Below are 16,297 nucleotides of genomic sequence, written 5' to 3'. Positions count from 1 at the left end.
CTCCGCGCGTGGTGACCGGGCGCTTCATTTCGGCTGCTCCGGAGCGTTGGCCGGTGGCGCACCCGCCCGCAAGTACGCGACCAGTTGTTGCAGCTGCTCCTCGCTGAACTGCCCGGCATAGCTGGGCATCACAGGCGCAAAGCCGGCGACCACGTCGCGCGCGGGCAGGACGATCGAGTCGCGCAGGTAGTTGTCGTCGGCGGTCACGCTGCGGCCGTCCTGCAAGGCAACCGTGCGGCCATAGAGGCCTTGGAGCAGCGGCGCGTGCACGGTCGAGCCTGCCTCGTGGCAGCCGCTGCATCCGCTGCTGCGGTAGAGCGCGAAGCCCTGCTGCACCATGCCCGGTTCGGCCGGGCCGGCGTCGAGCCAGCGGGCGTACTCGGCGGCAGGCATCACCGTGACCTTGCCCACCATGCCGGCATGCTCGCTGCCGCAGAACTCGGAGCAGAAGAGGCGGAACTCGCCCACCCGGATCGCCGTGAACCACAGGTGCGTGAGGCGGCCGGGCACGGCGTCCTGCTTCAGGCGGAAGGCCGGCACGTAGAAGCTGTGGATCGCGTCCTCCGAGGCCAGGATGAGTTCGACCGGCTGGCCCTGTGGCACGTGCAGTTCGTTGATCTCGCGCCGACCGTTGCCATGTTCGAGCTTCCACATCCATTGTTTGCCCACCACGTGGATCGGCAGGGCGTCGGGCGGCGCGCGGTGCTCGGCGAGGAAGTCCCGTGCGGCCCACGCGAAGATGCCGAGAAAGAGAAGCAGGGGCACGATGGTCCACGCGGCTTCGAGGCCGCCGGCGTCATTGGGGGCATTGCTGCGGTCCACCTTCGCGCCGGCGCGATAGCGGATGCACATCCAGAGGATCAGGCCCGCCAGCAGCACGGCCATCACGCCGCACAGGAGCAGCATGGCGACGAACAGCTTGTCGGTGGCGTCGGCCGCCGACGAGGCCGCGTTGAAAAGATGCAGGCCGGGATCGGCCAGGCGCGCGGGCTGGCCGTTCATGGAGCGGCCTCGTGCGGGGCGCGTCGGCGACGCCAGATCCAGAGGGCCAGCGCGCCCGCACCGACAGTGCCGAGCAGGCGCAGCCACGTCATCACGGCCACGCTGTAGCGGCCGGTAACCGGGTCGTAGTGGCCGCACAGCAAGGCGATGCGTTCCGTCGCGCTGCCCACGCGGCCTTCATTGGCCTGGACGATGGCCTCGCGCAGGTCGCGGGCGTCGAAGCGCACGCCGGGGAAGTAACGGGCGATGCGCCCGTCGGGTGTGGCCACAATGACGGCGGCGCTGTGGGCTAGCGGGTCGGTGGCGCCTTGGGTCGGCTGCACGGCGTAACCGAGCGCGTGGGTGAGGCGTGCAGAGACATCGCTGCTCGCGGTGAACAGGTCGACGCCGATGACCGGCGCACCGGCGCCGTGGCGTTGCGCCACGACAGCGGCGTAGTCGCGATAGTCGGTGGCGCGCAGACGTGCGCTCGCCGGGGTGTCGGCCGGGTCGATGCTGAAACCGATGACGCGGTACGTCGATGGCGGCAGTCCGCTGTCGGCCAGGCCTTCCAGCACGCCCTGCATCACGAGGCCGCAGAGTCGGGCGCAGGTGTAGTAACCGGGCACGAGCACGACGGCGCGGCCGGTGCCGAAGGCTTCGCGCAGCGAAGTCGGCATGCCGTCGCTGTCGGTGACGGCGAGCTCCAGTGGCAGCAGCGTGCCGAGGTGCTGCGCGAGGGCAACGTCGGGCGGCGCAGGCAGGGTCAGCGGCGCGGCATGCAGACAGGACGCCAGAAGCACCATCGCGATCCCCATGGCGCGCCTCATGGCCTGGCCTTTGCGTCCGCCGATGACGCAGCACGCAAACCGCGCGCGGCGATGAGGTCCATCGCCTGCGCCAAGGGTATGCGCGCGTAGCCCGGTTCACCGGGCACCGGGCCGGTGTTGTCCAGCTCGCGTTGCTTCTGCGCGCGGTAGCTGGCCAGGTCGAGCTGCGGTGCGCTCTGCAGGGCAGGCTGCGAGGCATCGTCGCGCACCGGCGCGTCGCCCGTGGCAGTGCCGCGCATCGGGTGCAGCAGCCACATCACGCAGGCAACGGCCAAGCCGGCGAGCACGAGCAAACCACACAGTGCGGCCACTGCGCGGCGGGGCGCCGAGTCAAGCGCGGACATGCCGGTCCTCCGTCGCCAGCATCGGCGAGAACATCACGAGGCCCATGCCCGCCATGCACAGGGGCGCAAGCCACCAGGTGGCCAGCGCGTGGGCATCGACCGAGGGCACGATGACCCACACGGTGTCCAGTGCGTGTGCCGCGAGTGCCACGATCGCCACGGCACCCAGCCCCACGGCCCGGTCCTTGATTCGCCGGAACAGCAGCGCCCCCAGCGGCAGTGCCAGCTGCGTGGCCACCAGCACCATGCCCACCGCATGCCAGCCGGTCTGCAGGCGCGGCACGAACCAGTTGATCTCCTGCGGCAGGTTCTCGGCCCAGATCACCAGGAACTGCATGAAGCCGAGGTACCCCCAGACCATCACGAGCATCCACAGCAGGTTGCCCAGGTCGCGCGCCAGTGGCACGCGCGGTGCGACCTCGACGGACAGCAGTCCCGGCCGCCGGAACGCCGTCCACGCGACCAGCGCGCAGGCGCCGCCGAGTGCCTGCGACACCAGCACAAGCAAGGGGAAGCCGGTGCTGCGCCAACCGGGCACCAGCGTCATCAGCAGGTCGACCGAGGCCAGCGAACCCAGCAACCCATGGACGATCAGCCCCCGCGCAGCCTGCGAGCGCGAGATCGCTGGTTGAAGCGCGCTGGCGGCGAGCCAGTACCACGCGATGGCATAGACGATGCCGCGGCACGCCACCGCCGGCAGGCTGAACCACACCCGCGAGAAGGCCGGCACGTCGAGCGCGTCGAAGGCGTGGCCGTCCGCGGCAGCCCACGGATAGAGCACGCGCAGGCCCAGCACAACCGGGATGAACAGTGGCAGCAGGACCATGCGCCGGCGCACAAGCAGCGCCGCCGCAGAGCGCAAGGACGCGCCCCAGCGACCGCCCGTCAGCGCGTGGATCCACAGCGTCATGCAGGTCCCCATCACCAGCCCCAGCGCACACCACCACGCGGCGAGCCAGCAAGCCAGCATCACGCGCGGCGCGGCCCATCCGCCGCAGGCCAGTGCGATGGCGAGCAGCAGTACGCCCACGACGTCCAGCTGCGCGACGGGCCGGGCGAAACGGAGGGTCGCAGTCATCGCGTCGTCTCCGCCACAGGTGGCACAACCGCGTGCCATTGCGCGGCGCCACTGGCCCCCGTGGGAGGCTGGGGCGCCAGCGCCAGCTCGGCCATCGGCGCATGCCGGCTCAATTGCAGCGCACGCACGAAGGCGACGATGGCCCAGCGGTCCTCCGGCTCGATACGGTCAGCGAATGGGTACATGATGCCGAAGCCCTGCGAGATCACGTCGTAGATGTGGTGGTCGCTCACGGCGCGCAAGCGCTCCTCATGCAGGGAGGGCGGTGCCGGAAAGCCGCGCCGCACCACCGGGCCGTCGCCGTCGCCGACCGGGCTGTGGCAGGGCATGCAATAGATTCCATAGCGCTCCTGCCCGCGCAGCATCAAGGCGCGGGGCGGGCGGTCGGGCAGCGCCTCGCGGGCCTCGGCCTCGTCGCGCGCACGCAGGGCTTGCGTGCCGTTGCGACCGCCGCTGACCAGTGCCGCATCGCCCATCGCATGCGCCACAGTGCCGGGCGGCGGCGCACGCGTGGCCTTGCGGTCGTCGAACAAGGGGCTGGACGCATCGGGGCCGAGCCTGGGCTGCGTGAGCATGTCGAAACGCGAGCGGTCGCAGGCGGCGAGGCCCACCGCCACCAGCAGGCCCAGCATCACGCATGGCACCCGCGGCTTCACGGGAAGACCTCGCAGATCCGCATCGGCGCGAGCCGCAGCAGCAGCGCCCGGGTTGCCTGCGCATCGAATGCGGGATCGTCGCTGCGCAGCGCCAGGAAGAAGCGGTTGCGCGTGGCCAGATCGAAGTCCGGCATGTTGAAGATCGGGTGATAGAGGCGCGGCATGCCGGCGCGCCAGAGCATCATGCCGACGCCTGCAAAAGCGCTGCACAGGACAGCCAGCGAAAAGCTCACCGGCACGAACATCGGCCAGCTGAACGTGGGCCGCCCGCCGATGTCTATGGGGTAAGACACCGCCACCGCGTACCACTGCATGAAGAAGCCGCCCAGCGCACCCAGCATCGCGCCGATCAGGCAGGCGCCCGCGACGCCGCGTGATCGCAGCCCCAGGGCCTCGGGCAGGCCCTCGACGGCAAAGGGCGCATAGGCCTCCGCATGCCGATACCCGGCCGCACGCGCCGCACGGGCCGCAGCCAGCAGGGCATCGGCGCCTGCGAACTCGGCGGCCAGGGCCCAAGGCAGGTGCGCGCTCGCGGTCGTCACGCCGCGGCCTCGTGCTTTTCATGCGCGAGTTCGCGCATCTCGGACATCGACAGCGCGGGCAGCACGCGGATGAAGCCCAGGAACAACCAAGCGAAAGTGCAGATCGAGCCGAACAGAAAGGTCCAGTCCCACGCCGTGGGAATGAAGTAGCCCCACGCCGACGGCAGGTAGTCGCGGTGCAGGCTCGACACCACGATCAGGACGCGCTCCATCCACATGCCGAGGTTGACCACCAGGCTCAGCACGAAGAGCAGCAGCGCGCTGCGGCGGCACCGGCGCCACCACAACAGCTGCGGCACCAGCACATTGAAGCCGAGCATGGCCCAGTAGACCGGCGCGTAGAAGCCGGTCCAGCGGTCGACGGTCATGGCGATGTCGTAGCGGTCGCCACTGTAGAAGGCCATGAAGACCTCGCAGAGGTAGCCATAGGCGACCAGCGAACTGGTGGCGAGCATCACCTTGGCCGCGTGGTCCAGGTGCACCTCGGTGATGAAGTCCTGCAAGCCGAAGGCGCGCCGCAGCGGAATGGCCAGCGTGAGCACCATCGCAAAACCCGAGAACAGGGCGCCGGCCACGAAGTAGGGCGGGAAGAGGGTCGAGTGGTAGCCCGGCGTGTTGCCGATGGCGAAGTCGAGCGACACCACCGAATGCACCGACACCACCAGCGGCGTCGCGAGACCGGCCAGCAGCAGATAGAGGCGCTCGTGGTGCATCCATTGACGCACCTCGCCACGCCAGCCAAGAGCCGCCAGCGCGAACACCCATTGGCGCACGCGGCCCCGCGCGCGGTCACGCAGCGTCGCCAGGTCCGGGATCATGCCCAGGTACCAGAACAGGAAGGACACGATGATGTAGGTCGCGATCGCGAAGAAGTCCCACACCAGCGGGCTGCGCCATTGCGGCCACAGGCCCATCGTGTCCGGGTAGGGTGCGAGCCAGTAGGCCTTCCACGCGCGGCCCAGATGCAGCAGCGGAAAGATCGAGGCCATCGTCGCCGCAAAGAGCGTCATCGCCTCGGCAAAGCGGTTGATGGAAGTGCGCCACTTCTGCCGCAGCAGCAACAGCACCGCCGAGATGAAGGTGCCCGCATGGCCGATCCCGATCCACCAGACGCAATTGGCAATCGCAAAGCCCCAGCCGACCGGGATGTTGATGCCCCAGATGCCCACGCCCGTTCGCATCAGGTGCACGGTGGCCGCGACGAAAGCCAGCATGCCGCAGAAGGTGCCCCAGAACCCGAGGCGCCACAGCAGCCCCGGCGGCTGCGTCAGCACGCGGTCGGCGATGTGGTCGGTGATGCTGGCATAGCCCCAGCGGCCGCGCAGGACGGAAGCGGCTTCGCTCATGGACAGGCCTCCGCGCTGCGCACTGCGGTGAGAGTGTCTTCGGGCGGCCGTGCAGCACTCATGCCGCGTCCTTGCTGTCGTCCCGCAGCACCCGCGCGAGGTAGGTGGTGCGCGGGCGCGTGTCGAGTTCGCCCAGCAGCGCGTAGTGGCGTGGCGAGGCCTTGGTGCGCGTCACGTCGCTCGCCGGGTCGGCAAGGTCGCCGAAGTGGATCGCGGCGGTCGGGCAGGCAGACTGACAAGCCGTCACGACGTCGCCGTCGGCGAGCGGCTTGCCGCTCTTCTCGGACATGAGGCGCGCGCGCGAGATGCGCTGGACGCAGTAGGTGCACTTCTCCATCACGCCGCGCACGCGCACCGTCACATCGGGGTTGTGCTGCGCAGCGAAGGCGGTCGTGTCCTCGTCGCTGTACTGCAGGAAGTTGAAGCGCCGCACCTTGTACGGGCAATTGTTCGAACAGAAGCGCGTGCCGACGCAGCGGTTGTAGACCTGCACGTTGAGCCCCTCGCTGTCATGCACCGTGGCCCCGACCGGGCAGACGATCTCGCAGGGAGCGTTCTCGCAATGCATGCAGGGGACGGGCTGGAACACGCCGCTCGCGCCGGGTGCCGCATCCGGCGGGGCCTCGTAGTGGTCGATGCGGATCCAGTGCATGACGCGGCCGAGCGCGACCTGCTCGGCGCCCACCACGGGAATGTTGTTCTCGGCCTGGCAAGCCACGGTGCAGGCGTTGCAGCCGGTGCAGGCGTCGAGGTCGATGGTCATGGCCCAGGCGTGCGCGGGCTTGCCGTCCTTGGGCGGGTAGAGCGTCGGCGCGACTTCTTCGCGCTGGATGATGGGCCGCGAAGCGAGCACGGTGCGGGCGAGTTCGCGGTCCTCCTGCGACAGGGTGAGCTGCGTTCGCGCGAAGTCGACATGCCGGCCGGTCGGCTTCAACGTGAGTTGCACTGTCGCCTGGCCGTCGGGCCGCAGCGCGTAGGCGTCAAAGCCGATGCCGCGCGCGACCGTCCCGCCGGCCTTGCGGCCATTGCCCAGCGGCAAGGTCGCCGCGCCCTCGGCATGGGTGGACTGCACCCACACGGGGACCTCGACCGTTTGCCCGGCGGCGCTTGCGCGCACCACGTCACCGCTGCGCAGGCCGAGCGATGCAGCGGTTCCCGGGCCGAAGTGCAGCGCGTTGCCCCAGGTGATCTGCGTGAAGGGACGCGGGAGTTCCTGCAGCCAGCCGTTGTTGGCGAAGCTGCCGTCGGCGGTCGCGGCGTCGGGGACGAACACGGCGGTCAGCGTGCCGGCCTCGTGCGCCGGATGCGCGGGAGGCAGTGAAGCTTCTGCAAGCGCTTCATCGGCGAAGGCACTGCCATCGACCACGCCGCTGCGCAGGCTGGCGCGCCAGAAGGCCTCGAAGCCCGCGCTGTCCTGGCCTTCGCGGCGCCATTGGCGGCGCAACAGTTCCCGTCCGTTGCGCGTCTCGTCATCGAGCATCGAGGCGAGCAGCTCGTGCACGGAGCGCGTGTCGTACAGCGGCGCGATCACCGGCTGGATCAACGAGGCCGTGCCGTCGAAGGCGCGCGCGTCGCTCCATTGCTCGTAGATGTGGCTCATCGGCAGATGCCAGCGGCAGCACTGCGCGGTTTCATCGGCGTGGAGGCCCAGGTGCACGCTGAAGGGCACGCGGGACAGCGCGTCGCCGATGCGCAGCGCGCCGGGCGCGTCGTAGGCCGGGTTGCCGCCCAGGATCAGCAACGTGTCGACCTCCCCGCGCTCGATGGCCTCGCGCAGCGCGAGCAAGCCGGGCAGGGCGTCGCCCTCGGGTGTGGCGATGTAGCGGACCGTGTGCCCCACCGCGCCGAGCCGGCGGTGCAGTGCATGCAAAAGGGCATGGCTGCGTTCGGCAAGGGCAGGCCCCGCAAGGCACAAGGTGTCGGGGCCGGCCGCCCGCACGGCGGCGAGCAGCCGCTTCTCGAAAGCTGCCTGGTGCGGGTCGGCCATGGCGATGTTGCCCGCGCCCGGCACGCCGCAGGCCAGCGCCAGGCGCTCGATCACCGCGTCGATTGCCGCGGGCGGCAACGCAAGCCGGTCGTCGGCGCGTGCGCCGAAAAGGCCGGGCGTGGTCTCGATGGCGATCAGGCGCGTCGCGCCGCCGCTGGGCGCGGCTTCGCGGGCGCTCGCCCAGTCGGCTGCACAGCGCACGCTGTCCGCACCGCCACTGAAAGGGTCCGCGTCGAAAGCCACCACGAGCGCGGCCCGCGAGAAAGCAGGCACCGCGCGGCCGACATGGCCCGACGCCAGCACGGGCGCATGCGCCGCGGCCAAGGGCGCGTGCCGGTGCAACTGCGCCTCCGGAAAGCGCGCCTTCAGCGTCATGAGCTGGGCTTGCAGGGTGGGCGAAGTGCTCGCCGGGAGCAGCACGCGCAACCCGGCACCTTGGCGCGCACGCAGGTCCTGCGCCCGACGCTGCCACGCCGCGTCGAAGCTGCTCCATGTGGACGGCATGGCAGCGTCCGTACCGGCTCCCCGTTGCAACACGACCTGCGACCGATCCGGGTCCCAGAGCCCCAGCACAGAGGCCTGCGCAAACACATCGCTTCGCCCCAGGCTCGCCGGATGCAAGGGATTGCCCTCGACCTTCACCGGCCGGCCCTCGCGCGTACCCACCAGCACGCCATGCGCAAACCCGTCACGCACGAAGCTCGTCGCGTAGTACAGCGCTTCACCGCCATAGCCGGCCTCGGGCATGCGCACGAAGGGATGCGCCTCGCCCGGGTCGGGCCGCGTGCAGCCGGCGCTCGCCAGCGCCATCGAAGCCGCCATCCACGACAGGGCCTGGCGCCGCGTCAAGCCATCCCGCGCGGCGCCTTGGGCCGGCACGATCTCGATCACACGCTGGATGGGCTTCATGGTGTCGGTCGCCTGCTCATCGATGGCAGGTCGAACAATCAGTGAGCCGCTGCTGGCTCTGCAAGCGGCTCAGCATCTGAACGCTGGCCATGTCGTCGACGCCCAGGGGACGCATGTCGAACACATGCGAAGGGTCGCGCAAGTGCGGCTGCGGATTTCGATGGCAGTCGATGCACCAGTCCATCCGCAGCGAGGACACGCGGCGCATCAGCGGCATCTGGTCGACACGGCCATGGCAATCGATGCAGGCCACGCCCTTGGCCGCATGGATGCTGTGGTCGAAGTAGACGAAGTCCGGCAGCCTGTGCACGCGCTTCCATGCCACGGGCGCTCCCGTGCGTGCGCTCTCGCGCAGCGGCTCGAACATCGCCTGCCCCGCGAACAATTGAGAGTGACAGCCCAGGCACACCTGTGTCGAAGGAAAGCCCGGCGAAGCGGAATGCTCGACCTGCGCATGGCAGAACCGGCAATCCAGCCCCACGTCCCCCACGTGGTGCTTGTGGCTGAACGCAATGGGCTGCGTCACCACTTCATTGCGCGTGGTGTCTTCCTGCCCGCGCCACAACAGCAGGACCAGCGCGAATGCTGTGCAGGCCAACACCGCCAGCAGGCCGAGCTTGACCGCCAACTCCGCGCGCTGCCCGACGACTTGTGCCATGGGCGCAGTCCTAGCACACGGGCCTCGATGTTGGGGTCAGCCAAATCCGGCTGACGGCGTGAATCCCAGCGGATTGACGCCTGCGCCGCCGTCAGGCTGACCAATGGCTGACCGCGGTCCGAAGGGTCGCTCGCTCAACCCGGCGGAGAGACTTGTCGCACCGTGGCGCATGGCCCCGATTTCACCGCGGGCCGCTAATCCCGGTTGCGCAGCGCCCAGGTCCAGAGTGCCCGAGGCATCGACAACGCCATCAAGGCCATCACGCCGCTCCTGGAAAGGCGTTGGCGCCAGGTCCAGTCGCGCGAGACATAGCATTTCCATGCATGGAGACGCTCGCCGTCCCTCGCATAGCGAATCGTTGCCACCGGCGCGATGCGCGAGGCTCTGACCTGCTTCAGCGCGGTTCCCTCAGGCGGTACCCGGAGCTGCCTGGTGAATTCGTAATAAAGGTGGACATCCATGCCGCGGCCCGCATTGGTGACGGAGTCCGCCTGGACGCGATACATCGAAACCTCTTGATCGATGAAGCGGGCCCACACGCCGCTGTTGGCAAGCCGCACCATCATGGCCCAGTCGCCGACGTTGCCATCACGCGGGCCCTGCATGTGTTGCAGATAGGTGTCCCTTGCAATCAGGAAGGCGTCTGGCGGGACCGATTGGGTCAGGCACCATTGCCACATCGGCTGGGCGCGCGCGCCGCCAGTCTTGCCGTACACGCGATCGTTGTCCGCGCTGCGGGCCGGATCGACGCGACCCTCCTCGTCCATGATCAGGTTGCGGCCGAACCAGAGCTTGACCAAGGTGTCTGTTTCGCTCATGCATGCATCGGCCAGCGTGCGCAACGCCGCTGGGCAGAGCATGTCGTCGTTGTGAAGGAAGAGCAGGTGGTCGCACTTCGCTCGCGTGCCCAGGAACCACTGGTTGGGGTACGTGCCCCTTGACGGTTCGCTGGGGACGTAGTCGATCAGGTCCGTCAGGCCGCTCGCTGCGATCACTGCCTGGTTGCGATCCCAATACGCGCGTGGGCTGTCGTCGGCAATGATGATCTCGCCGATCAGCGAGCGATCCTGTTGCGCAATGCTTGCGAGCGCTTCGCCCAACTGCTCTGGCCTGGCATAAGCCGGTATCAGTACCGAGATCAGCATGCCGTGGCGGCAACTTTCACGGATTGCGCCTGCAGGATCGAGCGCACCGCGCCGATCACGCGCGTGACCTCCGCATCGCTCAGTTTCGCCGAGATCGGCAGCGACACGGTCTGGCGGCCGATCCGGTGCGCGTGCGGCGTATCTTCGGGCCGCCAGCCATAGGTCTCCTGGTAGAACGGGTGTTCGTTGAGCGAGAGGTAGTGCACGCCGACGCCAATGCCTTGCGCGGTCATCGCGTCCAGGAAGGCATCGCGGGAAATCCCGCAACGCTTCGCATCGACATGTACCGTGAACAGGTGGTGACCGTGTCGCGTGTGGGGCTCGACGGGCGCAGGCAACCCGAGGGGGAGGTCCGCCAGTTCGTTCATGTAGCGCGCCCATATCGCCTCGCGTCGACGCCAGTAGTGCTCGACGCGCTCGAGTTGCTTCAGGCCGATGGCGGCCTGCAGGTCCATCATGTTGTACTTGAAGCCGGCGGCCACGACGTAGTAGTGCTTGTAGCCTTCGTCGCTGAAGCGCTTCCAGGCGTCCTTGGTCATGCCGTGCAAGCCAAGGATCTTGATGCGCGCCGCGTCTTCTGCCCTGCGCGCAAACACCATGCCGCCTTCTCCGGTGACGATGTTCTTGGTGACGTAGAAGGAGAAGCAGCCGAAGTCGCCGATCGTCCCTGCGCTGCGGCCGTGGTACTCGGTCTCGATCGCGTGCGCGCAGTCCTCGATGACCTTGATGCCATGCTGGCTGGCGAGAGCCATCAGCGCGTCCATGTCACAAGGGCGCCCGGCGAAATGAACCGGGACGATGGCACGCGTGCGCGGCGTGATCTTCTGCAGCACCTGTACCGGATCGATGTTCAGCGTCTCGGGGTCGACGTCGGCCAGGACCGGCGTGGCGCCTGCGTGAATGATGGCGTTGACGGTCGCGCAGAACGTCATCGGTGTCGTGATGACTTCGTCACCCGGCCCGACGCCGGAGGCGAGAAGCGACAAGTGCAATGCCGCCGTGCAGGAGTTCAACGCCATCGCATGGCTTGCGCCTCGATAGAGTGCGAACTCCCGCTCGAATTGGGAGACCTTGGGCCCGGTTCCGAGCCACCCCGACCGCAGCACGGACTCGACCGCGTCGATGTCGTCCTGCTCGATCCGCGGGGCACCGAACACGAGGAAATCTTCTTTACTTTGCATGGTGATAAAGGTGATTTGGACGAATCGATTGTTCGGGCAACGCCCGCTCCAGTGGCGGGCTTCAAGACCAATCCTAGTTCGATAGTACACATTTGTTCACAATTTCCTCCACGCAGTGGGCCTTTTGGCGCGCAATCCCGCTTCATCGGTCAGTGCATGGTCAGCACGTTTGTCGACAGTTTCACGACTGTGCTGCATCAGCTTGGGAGACGCTCAAGTTTCTCGATGCCGTCGGCCACGCTTCACCTTGATGCGCTTGCCTGGCAATCGCATGCGTCTCTGGCTAGATCGGCTCAAGCAAATCGAGCAGCAATGCCGGCTCCGGCGGCCAGGCCGCGGGCCGCGCGATGGCATCGCCCGCGGCGGCCAGCGGCCACCAGAGGCTGGCCGGCGCTGAAGGTAGATCTTGCCGGGATTTGGCGGCCGGCCCCGCGCGCGGCGGCAACGCGGCGATCACGGCTTCCAGCACCTCCGGCCCCTGGGCGACCGCATCGAGCAGCGCCGCCAGCCTGACCCAGCTTTCGTCCAGGGAAGCCGGCATGTCGAGGCGCTCCACAAGTGTCAGCGGAAAGGCGCGCCCGACCCGGTCCTGGGACGCCATGATGATCCCGCACCAAACCTCCCCAGGGGCCGGCAGCGCCACGTAGCGCCACGGCGCGAACGCGCCCAGGCGCTCGCGCAGCGGGGCGCCATCCAGCGTCGTGGCGGCGAGGACCAGGCCGCGCTGCAGCCACCCATCCCACTCGTTGCGCCAGCGGGGCGGCAGGCCGCGGCCGACGAAATCTCCGCGCGCAGGCAGCTTGCCGTACCAGCACACGCGACGCGAAGCCAGCGACTTCACCATGATTCAGCTGCTTTTTCCAGGCTCAGGCGGGCAGCGAAAACGCGCCAGCTCCCGCAGCGTCCAGATGTCGGCCTCGGGCCCGGCGGCGGCGCTCGCCTCGACGTCGAGCTTGCGCGTGTCGACGACGAGGGACAACCGGGCGGGTGCGCCGCGCGCGCCTTGCCAGTCGCTGCGCAGCAGCACCCGAAGCCAGGCGAACGGACCTTCGTGCACCTCGGCGCCGACGCCGGAGGGGCCGGGCGGCAGGATGCGGAGCAACACCTTCTGCGTCGACGCCGGCCCGGGCCAGACCAGTTCCTTGGCGCGCGCCGGGCCGTTCTCGAAGCGCAGCAACTGGCCATCCACATCGACGCTGAACTGCAGCAGGTCCGCATCCATGCGCTGCGGCGTCAGGCGCAGCCTGAGTTCGGGCAACGGCGCGCCTTGCGGGAAGAACAGGGCGCCGATGGCTGCCGCCTGCTCGAAGGCCGCCGGCACACCCACATCGACGCCAGCGCCGCGGGCCTTCCATGGCCGGCTCGACGTGTCGACACGTTCGTTCAACTGGTGGCGGCGGAACTCGTCGAACAGGCCGCCGGGTCCGAACAGGCGCGCGAAATCGGACGGCGGCATGTCGCGTGATGCGGCGCCGCCAAACGGAAAGTACGCGCGTGTCAACGTGGTGCAGGCTCGCGCGAGTTCGCCCAGCGCGGCGTCGAAGCCCGGCCGGGCACCGCCGCGGGAGCGAATCAATGTCCCGAGGTCGACGTAGACCTTGCGCAATTCGGGCGGGGCACGGGCAGCCTCGGCACGCAGGGCTGCATCGAGCTGCGCGGCGGCGCTCTCGTCGCGCTTGCCGGTGGCCAGGACGTGCAGCCGGTCGAGTGCTTGCGGTCCTGCGCCGGCAGCATAGTCGCCGAGCGCACCGAAGCGCGCCCGCAATGCGCCATTGAAGCCGTTCTCTGCCGCGCTGCCGCCTTGGGTAGGCGCGCTGAACTCGTCGGCCAGGCGCGTGAACAGGCGGCGCAGCGGCGAATCGGGGGCAGTGAGCTCGGCGGCCCGGCGCGAGGCGCCTTCCGGATCGGCGACAGGCGCCAGTGCCAGCGCATCGAGCTGGGCCGACCAGGCCGCGTTCACACGCTGTGCCTGCCGCTTGCCGACCTGCAAGGCGATGTCGTCTCGCCAGGCGCGGTCCTTCTGCAGCCGGCGGATGTCGGCGGCGGTGTCGCCAAGCACCCAATCCGCCTCGTTGGCCAGCGTGTCGATGAGGGGATCGAGGGCAGGCAGCAGCCTGCGGCGCCAGTCACTGGCGCTCGAATTCGGCGGCATGGGACCGGCGCTGGAGGTGGTGAAGAAGGCGGCGCTGGTTGCGCCCAGTTCCGTCGGCAGGTCTTGCGGCGGGTCGGGGTCGGGCACGCGTAGCAGCAGCAGTTCGTGCACGCGCTGCGCCGGCGGGACCGCAGCGAGGGCGGCACGCGCGGCACGCACGCCGGCCTCGTCAGGGCGCATCGCCTCGGGCAGGCCGCTGCGCTCGATCAGGGTGTCGACATGGCGCGACCATTCGGCGCGTTCGCCAGCGCCGCTCGCCTGCGCCAGCGCCTGCCCGACCCAGCCCTTCAACTCCGGGCGTACCAGCCGCGACGGGTCGGAGAGCATCAATGCCGAACGCAGCGCCTCGTAGCGTGTGGCGCTGTCCTCGGCCTCGCGCAGGTCGCGGCGCAAGCGTTCGACGAGCAGTGGCGCCAGGCTCTGGTCGAGCATCTCGCGATAGGCCTGCTCCGCCGAGCGCGCCAGCCGCGGCCCCTGGAACAGTCCGAAGCCGAAGCCGGCCGGCGGTTCGTCGGGATCGATGCCATCGTTGGAGGCCAGCCGTTCCAGCAGCGCATAGAGCGGCAGCACCTGCTCCAGGCTCGCCGATTCCAGTGGACCGATGCGTTGCGTCAATTGCTCGACGCGTGTGCGCACCGTGTCGACGTAGGCGAGGTTGCGCTCATAGCTTTGCCACCACAGGACGGAGGCGGCCAGCAGCACGATACCGGCCGTGCCGGCGCCGAGCATGACGGCGCGCCGACGCCAGCGCAGCCGCTGCAAGCGCTGGCCTGCCAGCGGCGCTTCCGCGATCACCAAGTGCTTGAGCAAGGCGCTCAGGAAGTACGACTTGCCCCCGGCATCGGGCCGCGCCAACGGCTTCAGCGCGAGGCCATGGCTGCGGGCGAGTTCACCGATCACCCGGTCGATCGGATTGCCCTCCTGCGTGCCGCTCGTCAGCGCAATGGAGCGCAGGCGCTGCGCCGGTTCGACGGCGATGCCGGCAAAGGCCTCGCGCACGAAGCCTTCGAGCGGCGCCAGCAGCGCCTTGAACTGCGCCGCGAAGGCGTAGATCGGCAGACGGCGTTGCGCCATCCGTTCATGCTGGAGCATCTCCGGCGTGCGCTGTGCCAGGCGCTGCGCGAGTTCATTCAGGCGCATGTCGAGATTGACCGGGACACCGTCGACATCGGCATCGAACACCAGCCCCCAGAACTGCTCCCGCTGCGCGGCGTCGAGATCGCCGAAGGTCTCGACGAAACCGGCGAGCAGGTCGGCCTTGGTGACCAGCAGGTAGACGGGGAAGGCGAGGTCGAGCTCCCGCCGCAATTCGTCCAGGCGTGCCGCCACGGCGGCCGATTGGCGCCCGAGTTCCGCGCCGCCCTGCAGCAGGTCGGGCACGCTGACGCTGACGATCACGCCGTTGATCGGCTGCACCGGCCGGTGCCGACGCAACAAGGCGAGGAACTGCTGCCATTCGCGGGCGTCGGCCGCGGCATCGCTGTCCTGCGTCAGGTAGCGTCCGGCCGTATCGATGAACACCGCCTCCTGGCTGAACCACCAGTCGCACTGGCGCGTGCCGCCGATGCCGGCGAGCGGGTCGCGGCCGAGCTTCTCGGCCAGCGGAAAGCGCAAGCCCGAATGCAATATCGCCGTGGTCTTGCCGCCACCGGGCGCTCCGATGATCAGGTACCAGGGCAGTTGCTGCACCTGTCGGCGGCGCTGCCACCAGCGGCGCGTGCCCTTGGCCTCGACGCCGTTTCGCAGCATCGCGAGCGCATCGCGGAAGCGCTGGCTCAGTTCCAGGCCGACATCGCCTTGTTCGAGGCTCTTGAGCAGCCGCTCATTGCGTCGCCGGGCCAGCCACAACGACAGCGCGTACAGGCCGACCAGCAGCAGCGCGGCCAGCGCGAGCAGGGCAAGTCGGGCGCGCGTGTCGTCGAAGGGGTGCCACTTGCCGAAGGCGAGCAGCGGGGCCGCGAACCACAGCAGCACCCCCGCCGCGCCGAGGTTCACGGCGCGTTGCAGGAGGCGGGGCGGCGGCTTCATCGCAGCGTCATTCCGGCTTCATTCCGGAAAAAGGACGATCTCGACACGCCGCAGCGGACCACTGGCAGCCGGGTCGACACGGGCCTCGACTGCCAGCCGCGCGTCACCGATGACAGGCCGCAGCACGTCGGCGGCGCCGCGCGCCCATTCCATCGCCTGGTGCCAGGCCGAGGGCGTGCGCGCCGTGGGCGGATCGCTACCATCGGTGTAGCCGACGACCAGGACCTTGCCCGGCTCCTTCTTCAGCGCCGCGCCCACGCGCGTCAGGGGGGCGGTGGCGTTGTCGAGCGCATCGGCATTGATCGTGACCACGCTGCGCAGCACCTCGTCGCGGACGGACAGGCGGCCCGCCTCGATGTCCTCGCGCAGCCTTGAGGCCAGCCGCGGCGGCGCCGGCGCGGGGGGGGCGATGGGCGGCGCGGGCACGCTGTGCGCCGGCACGAGTCGCTGCATCGACGCC

General features: G+C 69.2%; 13 protein-coding genes and 1 pseudogene. All 14 read right to left on the bottom strand.

Annotation, left to right across the window (positions count from 1 at the left end):
• Positions 1-24: 24 nt before the first annotated feature.
• Positions 25-1,002 carry a cytochrome c oxidase subunit II gene (coxB, locus tag HCU76_RS34165; protein ID WP_218511754.1) on the bottom strand — a complete coding sequence of 326 codons (978 nt, stop codon included), beginning with the start codon at positions 1,000-1,002 and terminating at the stop codon, positions 25-27.
• Positions 999-1,811 carry a hypothetical protein gene (locus tag HCU76_RS34160; protein ID WP_218511753.1) on the bottom strand — a complete coding sequence of 271 codons (813 nt, stop codon included), beginning with the start codon at positions 1,809-1,811 and terminating at the stop codon, positions 999-1,001. Before HCU76_RS34160 ends, coxB begins: the two co-directional genes overlap by 4 nt.
• Positions 1,808-2,155, bottom strand: a complete 348-nt coding sequence (locus HCU76_RS34155) for a hypothetical protein (protein WP_218511752.1) — start codon at positions 2,153-2,155, stop codon at positions 1,808-1,810. Before HCU76_RS34155 ends, HCU76_RS34160 begins: the two co-directional genes overlap by 4 nt.
• On the bottom strand, positions 2,142-3,233 hold the full coding sequence (locus HCU76_RS34150; RefSeq protein ID WP_218511751.1) for a hypothetical protein: 1,092 nt from the start codon (positions 3,231-3,233) through the stop codon (positions 2,142-2,144). Before HCU76_RS34150 ends, HCU76_RS34155 begins: the two co-directional genes overlap by 14 nt.
• Entirely contained in the window at positions 3,230-3,889 is a 660-nt protein-coding gene (locus HCU76_RS37395; protein WP_218511750.1) for a cytochrome c, read from the bottom strand. Before HCU76_RS37395 ends, HCU76_RS34150 begins: the two co-directional genes overlap by 4 nt.
• The gene (locus HCU76_RS34140) at positions 3,886-4,431 is read right to left on the bottom strand and encodes a DUF3341 domain-containing protein (RefSeq protein ID WP_345944692.1); all 546 of its coding nucleotides are present in this window, start codon (positions 4,429-4,431) and stop codon (positions 3,886-3,888) included. The genes HCU76_RS37395 and HCU76_RS34140 overlap by 4 nt, the downstream gene beginning before the upstream one ends.
• On the bottom strand, positions 4,428-5,777 hold the full coding sequence (gene nrfD / locus HCU76_RS34135; protein WP_218511749.1) for an NrfD/PsrC family molybdoenzyme membrane anchor subunit: 1,350 nt from the start codon (positions 5,775-5,777) through the stop codon (positions 4,428-4,430). The genes HCU76_RS34140 and nrfD overlap by 4 nt, the downstream gene beginning before the upstream one ends.
• A gap of 58 nt (positions 5,778-5,835) precedes the next feature.
• Complete coding sequence (locus HCU76_RS34130; RefSeq protein WP_218511748.1) at positions 5,836-8,673, bottom strand: 4Fe-4S dicluster domain-containing protein; 2,838 nt, start codon at positions 8,671-8,673, stop codon at positions 5,836-5,838.
• Between the two features lie 16 nt (positions 8,674-8,689).
• Positions 8,690-9,331, bottom strand: coding sequence for a cytochrome c3 family protein (locus HCU76_RS34125; protein WP_218511747.1), 642 nt, complete (start codon positions 9,329-9,331; stop codon positions 8,690-8,692).
• Between the two features lie 194 nt (positions 9,332-9,525).
• Complete coding sequence (locus tag HCU76_RS34120) at positions 9,526-10,476, bottom strand: glycosyltransferase family 2 protein (RefSeq protein ID WP_218511746.1); 951 nt, start codon at positions 10,474-10,476, stop codon at positions 9,526-9,528.
• Positions 10,470-11,657 carry a DegT/DnrJ/EryC1/StrS aminotransferase family protein gene (locus tag HCU76_RS34115; protein WP_218511745.1) on the bottom strand — a complete coding sequence of 396 codons (1,188 nt, stop codon included), beginning with the start codon at positions 11,655-11,657 and terminating at the stop codon, positions 10,470-10,472. Before HCU76_RS34115 ends, HCU76_RS34120 begins: the two co-directional genes overlap by 7 nt.
• A gap of 283 nt (positions 11,658-11,940) precedes the next feature.
• Positions 11,941-12,501 carry a type VI secretion system-associated protein TagF gene (gene tagF / locus HCU76_RS34110; protein WP_218511744.1) on the bottom strand — a complete coding sequence of 187 codons (561 nt, stop codon included), beginning with the start codon at positions 12,499-12,501 and terminating at the stop codon, positions 11,941-11,943.
• Between the two features lie 3 nt (positions 12,502-12,504).
• Positions 12,505-15,837: a type VI secretion system membrane subunit TssM gene (gene tssM, locus HCU76_RS34105; RefSeq protein WP_218511743.1), complete on the bottom strand. Its 3,333-nt coding sequence runs from the start codon at positions 15,835-15,837 to the stop codon at positions 12,505-12,507.
• Positions 15,838-15,855: 18 nt separating this feature from the next.
• A pseudogene (locus HCU76_RS34100) lies at positions 15,856-16,297 on the bottom strand (hypothetical protein); the annotation flags it as partial.

Origin of the sequence: Variovorax sp. dw_308, from assembly GCF_019207085.1 — a bacterium.
In the GTDB taxonomy this organism is placed as follows: Bacteria; Pseudomonadota; Gammaproteobacteria; order Burkholderiales; family Burkholderiaceae_C; genus Variovorax.
This window is presented reverse-complemented; position numbering and strand designations above follow the sequence as displayed.

Excerpts from the sequence above, each read along its gene's own strand:
- coxB (WP_218511754.1), bottom strand. The coding sequence starts at position 1,002 with ATGAACGGCCAGCCCGCGCGCCTGGCCGATCCCGGCCTGCATCTTTTC.
- HCU76_RS34160 (WP_218511753.1), bottom strand. The coding sequence starts at position 1,811 with ATGAGGCGCGCCATGGGGATCGCGATGGTGCTTCTGGCGTCCTGTCTG.
- HCU76_RS34155 (WP_218511752.1), bottom strand. The coding sequence starts at position 2,155 with ATGTCCGCGCTTGACTCGGCGCCCCGCCGCGCAGTGGCCGCACTGTGT.
- HCU76_RS34150 (WP_218511751.1), bottom strand. The coding sequence starts at position 3,233 with ATGACTGCGACCCTCCGTTTCGCCCGGCCCGTCGCGCAGCTGGACGTC.
- nrfD (WP_218511749.1), bottom strand. The coding sequence starts at position 5,777 with ATGAGCGAAGCCGCTTCCGTCCTGCGCGGCCGCTGGGGCTATGCCAGC.
- HCU76_RS34130 (WP_218511748.1), bottom strand. The coding sequence starts at position 8,673 with ATGAAGCCCATCCAGCGTGTGATCGAGATCGTGCCGGCCCAAGGCGCC.
- HCU76_RS34125 (WP_218511747.1), bottom strand. The coding sequence starts at position 9,331 with ATGGCACAAGTCGTCGGGCAGCGCGCGGAGTTGGCGGTCAAGCTCGGC.
- HCU76_RS34120 (WP_218511746.1), bottom strand. The coding sequence starts at position 10,476 with ATGCTGATCTCGGTACTGATACCGGCTTATGCCAGGCCAGAGCAGTTG.
- HCU76_RS34115 (WP_218511745.1), bottom strand. The coding sequence starts at position 11,657 with ATGCAAAGTAAAGAAGATTTCCTCGTGTTCGGTGCCCCGCGGATCGAG.
- tagF (WP_218511744.1), bottom strand. The coding sequence starts at position 12,501 with ATGGTGAAGTCGCTGGCTTCGCGTCGCGTGTGCTGGTACGGCAAGCTG.
- tssM (WP_218511743.1), bottom strand. The coding sequence starts at position 15,837 with ATGAAGCCGCCGCCCCGCCTCCTGCAACGCGCCGTGAACCTCGGCGCG.